6 protein-coding genes are annotated in these 6,477 nt (G+C 38.1%); 5 read left to right on the top strand and 1 reads right to left on the bottom strand.

Annotated elements, in window-relative coordinates:
• Positions 1 to 138 precede the first annotated feature (138 nt).
• Positions 139 to 1,014 (bottom strand): Rpn family recombination-promoting nuclease/putative transposase, encoded by an 876-nt coding sequence (locus DM84_RS04175; RefSeq protein WP_250778550.1) that lies wholly within the window; start codon positions 1,012 to 1,014, stop codon positions 139 to 141.
• A gap of 586 nt (positions 1,015 to 1,600) precedes the next feature.
• On the opposite strand from DM84_RS04175, the gene DM84_RS04170 reads away from it, so the two are divergent.
• From DM84_RS04170 to DM84_RS04150, 5 genes are all read left to right on the top strand, one after another.
• On the top strand, positions 1,601 to 3,163 hold the full coding sequence (locus DM84_RS04170; protein ID WP_250778548.1) for a penicillin-binding transpeptidase domain-containing protein: 1,563 nt from the start codon (positions 1,601 to 1,603) through the stop codon (positions 3,161 to 3,163).
• Between the two features lie 81 nt (positions 3,164 to 3,244).
• The gene (locus tag DM84_RS04165; RefSeq protein WP_250778547.1) at positions 3,245 to 3,850 is read left to right on the top strand and encodes a hypothetical protein; all 606 of its coding nucleotides are present in this window, start codon (positions 3,245 to 3,247) and stop codon (positions 3,848 to 3,850) included.
• Positions 3,787 to 4,443, top strand: coding sequence for a WH2 domain-containing protein (locus DM84_RS04160; protein ID WP_250778546.1), 657 nt, complete (start codon positions 3,787 to 3,789; stop codon positions 4,441 to 4,443). Before DM84_RS04165 ends, DM84_RS04160 begins: the two co-directional genes overlap by 64 nt.
• A 99-nt stretch (positions 4,444 to 4,542) precedes the next feature.
• On the top strand, positions 4,543 to 5,820 hold the full coding sequence (gene proS, locus DM84_RS04155; protein WP_250778545.1) for a proline--tRNA ligase: 1,278 nt from the start codon (positions 4,543 to 4,545) through the stop codon (positions 5,818 to 5,820).
• Positions 5,817 to 6,188, top strand: a complete 372-nt coding sequence (locus DM84_RS04150; RefSeq protein WP_250778544.1) for a holo-[acyl-carrier-protein] synthase — start codon at positions 5,817 to 5,819, stop codon at positions 6,186 to 6,188. Before proS ends, DM84_RS04150 begins: the two co-directional genes overlap by 4 nt.
• The last annotated feature ends 289 nt before the right edge of the window (positions 6,189 to 6,477 follow it).

Below are 6,477 nucleotides of genomic sequence, written 5' to 3'. Positions count from 1 at the left end.
TTCTTGTCATCCAAGTAGCTGACACTGGGATCCAGGATACTACTTTAGTAATAAATATTTAAAGAATTTACCAAATGAGAAAAAAACAAAAGAAACCCCGTGGGCAGCTTACTTCAAAATATATTGGTAGCTAAGCGGTTAACTCGCGACTTCTTCTTTGAGTTGTGCAATTTCAGCTTTAAGAAGACCAGTAGTTTGAGCTATGATATCAATAGAAACTCCTGCTTTAAGTAGATTTTTAGCAACTTCAATTTTTCCTTCTTTTCTGCCTTTTTCAGTGGCATCATCAAGTTTTTGAGCGAGGACAGCCTGCTCATCACGAATACGCTTTATCTCTTGTTCATACGCTATAAACTCCTTTTCTGACCAGTTGAATCTATTTAGCTCCTCATATGCTTTTTTAATTATTACATCACTTCCTATTATTCTTTCCAACTCTTTTTCACTGGTTTCATCTGCATACTTGAAGAAGTAAATCCATTTTTCAACTATATTTTCCAGTTGATCTTCCTTCGTTTTTGGAAATTTTGGCAACTCAATAAATGTGAAATAAAAATCTTTTAAATCGTGTTCATTAGTATCTTCATCTCGAATAGTGTGTTTTGATTTATACTCGGATTTGTCAGAAAATAAGATACAATCCGCAATGGCAATAAAGATAATTTCTTTGAGATCGTCATATTGGTCACCTTTATTAGCCTGTCTTGAATACGCCTTAGCTGCATAGTATTGAGCACGTTTCTCGAAACCTTTAGTTTTAGCGACCTGCATTTCGACGATCACTTGTACTCCATTTTCATCTCTGCAGAGAACATCAACAATGCTTTGCTTTTTGGAGGCAATTTCAGCATCTTGAATAGTACTGAGGAACTCTATCTCTTTTATTTCATCCTTGCCAGTAAAGCCTAAAATATCATTTAAGAAATGAATAAGGATATCCTTATTTTTTTCTGTACCAAAGATACGACGGAACGCTACATCATTTTTTGGGTCGAGAAATTTTGAGAAAGCCACAACTATAGTGCTTAAAAATATTAATAATTATACACAATTCTGTAGAAATATTCAATCTTTTTGTTCGGATGTATTGGCCTACGAACCCAAGCTCCATCTTGAATTGCAATTATATTTAAGAAATTTACTAAATGGAGAAAAAGGCAAAGAAATCCCGAGTGGCGAGTTTTGACTCTATAATACTGTAAATTGGCGCTATAATAATTTACTGACGCTTAGTTCAAGCACGATTTGGCTGAATGTAGAAAAAATGAAAAAGACATGCAGCCGCTATAATTTGATACAATCCGCCAAAAAATACCCTGAGTTTTTTACTGAATTTTGTCATTGAGCCTGCAGATCAAAAACAAGTTTTGAGTCAGAAATACCATTAGTGTTATAATAATGAAATTGTTGGAATTTGTCAAGTAGTTTTTTTTGTTTCTGTGAATTATTTAGCTTACATCTAATAATGCTTGTACAGTTGTACTTGTTTGTATTTAACTGCTATAACATTTAACATACTGCCTTTGCAATTCATGTATTGAAGTTTTTCGATCTCTTATATTCATATAATAAGCCATAGAGCTATATTTGAAGGGATTCTATGTGGACAAAAAACAAAGTCTTTAACCGCAGAGCATTCATATTAGGTGGCATTCAGCTTACCATTTCTACAATTTTTAGTTATAGGCTATATAATTTACAAATACGGAATAGACAAAAATACGAAGCGCTGTCTAACAATAATAGGATACGGATTGCCAATATTGTGCCTAAGCGAGGCAGAATTTTAGATAGAAATGGCGTCGAACTTGCGGTAAACAAAATCGTGTTTAATGAGCAGAAGATTTCTGGTAAAGAAGCTGATTTGCAGGTGTTATCAGAAATTGAATCTGATTTAGCAAGACCTTCGGGGACAAAAATAACTGCTCTTTATAAACGTTATTACCCATTTAGTTCGATGTGTTCTCATGTACTTGGGTATACGAAAAAACAGCAGGAAATAAGCGAGGTAGGAGTAAGCGGCATTGAGTATGCGTATGATCATATATTAAAAGGTGAACCAGGAAAATCTCAGCAGGAAATAAATTCCAAGAAGCGTGTTATAAGAGAATTGTTGAACATACCACAGCAAGACGGGCAAGATGTGCAGCTAACAATTGATATTGATCTGCAGAAGAAAGTTGCAGAGGTATTTCAGGGTCACAAAGGCTCTGCAGTGGTCATTAATGTAAATAGTGGGGAAATTTTAGCGTTATACAATTCACCTTCCTACGATAATAATCTCTTTACCAGCAGACTATCGAATGAGACTTGGGAAAGTCTAAATGCTCCCTCATTACCGCTTGTAAATCGGGCATTATCGTATCAAATTCCACCTGGTTCGATATTTAAAGTAATAGTTGCACTTGCAGGCTTAAAAGATGGAATAATCACACCAGAAGAAAAATTTTCGTGTAGGGGCTATATGACAATAGGAGAACGGAAGTTCCGTTGCCTGAAAAGCAAAGCCCATGGATATGTATCTTTAAACGAGGCAATGGCTCTCTCATGTAACACTTACTTTTATAACATAGGAAAAAAAATAAGTATAGACTCTCTAGTAGAAATGGCCAGAAAATTTGGTATTGGTAGTGGGCCACTAATTCGAACGTTTAAGGAGGAAGCTCCAGGGTTATTGCCTGATAGAGATTGGCGCGCGCGGAAGCTGTATTCACAGTGGTATTTGGGTGACACTATCAACTTGGTTATAGGGCAGGGATATTTGCTTACAACACCACTACAGCTTGCAGTTCTTGCGGCAAGGGTTGCAACAGGAAAAGAAGTGATTCCCCACATTGAGATGAGCAAAACGACACAAGATTTTTCTGAAATCGACGTGAATCATGAGCATCTTGACATAGTTCGAAAAGCTATGTTTGACGTGGTAAATTCTAAGGATGGAACCTATAGAAAAGGGCTTGAGTTTATGCAAATTGCCGGCAAAACCGGTACTCCAGAGATAAACTCCAGGGGCGAAAGCCATAAGTTATTTATTGCTTATGGCCCCTACCATGGCCCACGCTACGCAATCTCTGTGTTCATAGAACACGGCAAAGCTCCACGTCAAGATGTTGCTATAGCGAGTGAGATATTGCGATATGTGCTAGGAAAGAGACCTTTATAAAGGTTAATCTATTTATAAGCTGTTGACAATCGTTTATAGTTTTGCTATTATTCATATTGTATTAATAGTGAGAGAAGAAAAATGTGTAGTTCTAAAGCAACAACAGAACCTGTACCGGGAAGTGGTGATACTGTTTCAATTTTAAAATATTCAATTGCTACTTTATTGTTGTGTGCATCTAGTGTTGTAACTGGGATATATACTTGTCTTATAGTTTCGACAATATTAAGTGCCGCTGCGGTGCCAGTGCTTTTCGCAGCAATTTCTGTTGTTACTGCATTAGTTGCATTGAGTTCAACTGTGTATCTCATCAAATCATTTGTTTCTGCAGTAAACAGTGAGAGGAAAATAGATCTGAGTGAGAAAAAGCCTGATAGTGAATTAGGAGGAAATGAAGAGTGTAAAGTTCCTGGGAAACAGCAACAAGAAAATAACGACAATGCTGCAGAAACGCCGCTAGTAACAAAGGCTCCTGCAACACCTGATATGTTACCTGTTCTGCCTCTGCCAAATGGTGCTGCTTCACCACCACCGCCTCACCTCCGCCGCCTCCACCTTCGGGTTCTCAAAATTCTCAAAGGAAAACTAGTGTCCCCAATGAAAGTGGGCAACAAAAAAATCTTATGGCTGAGTTGGAAAGAAGATTGCAGACACAAGGAAAGGGAAATACTGCAAATCAGGATGTAGCTTCGACCTTTAATAGAGAAGCTCTGCTTGCACAGATAAGAGAGGGTATTAAGTTGAGGCCAGTCGAGCAAAAACCGAAAGAAGGTAAGACGCAACAGCCACCTAATACTGCAAGTCAGTGTATAGCTCAGATCCTTGCGAGGAGGAAGCATATTGAAATTCCAGATGAAAGTAAAAGCGAACGTTCTGATCACAATGATAGTGAAGATTGGACCGATAATGAGGAGGATAAGCAGAAATCTAGCGATAGTCGTGATTCAGATCGGAGTGTAGATGGAAAAGAACCGAGAAAGAAAAAGCTGAAAAAACGCAGCGAGAGGTCTACACCTCAAACCCATCAACCAGACAATAAAAAAAGAAGCGAAAGTCCTGACAGCGGCTGTGCATCTGATGATGATGCAAAATCTGAAACCATATCTTCATCGCGTTCTGAACCAAAGTCAGAAAAGCCACAGGTACCGCCTAAGCCTGCTGATTTACGAACGAGACCTAAAGCTCCTCCTGTAAAAAAAGAGTGTGATGCAGGTCCAGTGAATGGTGAGATAAAAGACCCATCTACTCTTCCTTTTAAGGAGCGTGCTAGAATGTTTTGAAATTAAAGGGAAGGTACTATAACTTCCCTTCTTTTTCAAAGTAAGTTTACCTACGGATCTGATTGTACTAAAATTACTCAGTACAATCAGATTTATTAAATGCGTCTATCTAAATATTACCTACCAACTTTGAAAGAGATCCCGGTTGGTGCTGAAATTGCTTCTCATCAATATATGTTACGTGCGGGCTTAATCAAGCAGACAGCTTCTGGCATTTATTCTTGGTTATCGCTCGGTTTGCGCGTGCTTAGGAATATTGAAGACATCATCAGAGATGAAATGAATAAAGCTGGTGCGATTGAGGTATTAATGCCTTGTGTGCAACCAGCAAGTCTTTGGCGAGAGTCAGGGCGTTATGATGATTACGGCAAAGAGATGCTGCGCATTAAGGATCGACATGAGAGTGATATGCTTTTTGGCCCAACACACGAAGAGATAGCAACTGACCTAATCAGGGGTACAGTAAAGAGTTACAAGGATTTGCCGCTTTGTTTATATCAAATTCAATGGAAGTTTCGTGATGAAATAAGGCCTCGTTACGGTGTTATGAGAGGTAGGGAATTTTTGATGAAGGATACGTATAGCTTCGATATAGACTATGAAAGTGCACTGAGTTCATATAATTTGATGTACAAAACTTACATAAAAATCTTCAAACGCATGGGACTTACTCCAATTGGAGTAAAAGCGGACACAGGGCCAATTGGAGGAAATTTAAGCCATGAATTTCACATATTGGTAAGCACCGGTGAGAGCACTTTATACTACGACAATAAATTTTCTGAGTTACTAGAAAGTGAAGATATTGAAAGTTTGAAGAGTATATACGCAGTTGCAGATGATATGCACGACCTCAAAACTTGCCCTATACCGCAAGAACAGTTGAGCGTTAGTAAAGGTATTGAAATAGGGCACATTTTTTATTTTGGTGATAAATATTCAAAGCCAATGAATGCAAAAGTCACCTCACACGATGGAAAAAATGTCAATATACATATGGGTTCCTATGGCATTGGAGTTTCAAGGCTTGTTGGTGCGATAATAGAAGCTTTTCATGATGATAAAGGGATTATCTGGCCAGAAGCGGTGGCTCCTTTTAGGATTGGTTTAATCAATTTACAAACAAAAACCAGCGAATGCGTGGAGATTGCAGACAAAATATACAAAGCTTTAAAAAGCAATGAAGTGCTTTACGATGATACGGAGGGAAGCGTAGGAGTAAAATTTGCTAGAATGGACCTAATAGGCTTACCGTGGCAAATAATTGTAGGAAAGAAAGCAGCAAGTGAAAATATAGTTGAAATAAAAAATAGGACAACTGGAGAAATTGAGGAAATGCAGATTGAAGAAGCAATAAACCGCTTCAGTGCAGAATGATACGCGGTATCGGTACTGACATAGTATATATACCAAGGATATTGAAAATACTGCAGAAGTACGGGGAAAAATTCCTCAATAAAGTCTACACTGAGCGGGAAATAGAGATAAGCAGAAAGTACAACAGTCAAGAAATACGGGCAAAATATTTTGCTAAACGCTTTGCAGCAAAGGAGGCTTTTGTTAAAGCACTGGGTAGTGGATTCAGCCTGGGCATTACAATGAAAGATATAGAAATATACAGTGATATAAGAGGAAAGCCGCATCTAGCCATTGGCAAGGATTCTATTTCCAAGGACCACATAATTCACCTCTCCCTAAGCGATGATGGGGATTACGCTACTGCATTTGTTATAATCTGCGGCTAGTTTTACAACTATTGTGATTTAAACTGGCTAAAAAAACTACTTGACAACCTTTGCCTTTACCCCTATCATAGTAGTGAAGCTATTTGTTTACTCCCCAACCTGTACAGGTTAAAATGACAAGAGAACTTGTATTTGGCGTACTATTGTTTAATTTTTCGCACTATGTGCACTGCATGTCTTTTTAAAACTTCGGGTTTTTCCCTATACAAGCTGAAACGCGCTTATAAGTCGTTCAAGACATCACCCAACGCCGGATTTTAAAATAGAGAGTGGAATAACTAGCTACCTC

The sequence above is a fragment of the Wolbachia pipientis genome (assembly GCF_023661085.1).
Classification (GTDB): Bacteria; Pseudomonadota; Alphaproteobacteria; order Rickettsiales; family Anaplasmataceae; genus Wolbachia.
This window is presented reverse-complemented; position numbering and strand designations above follow the sequence as displayed.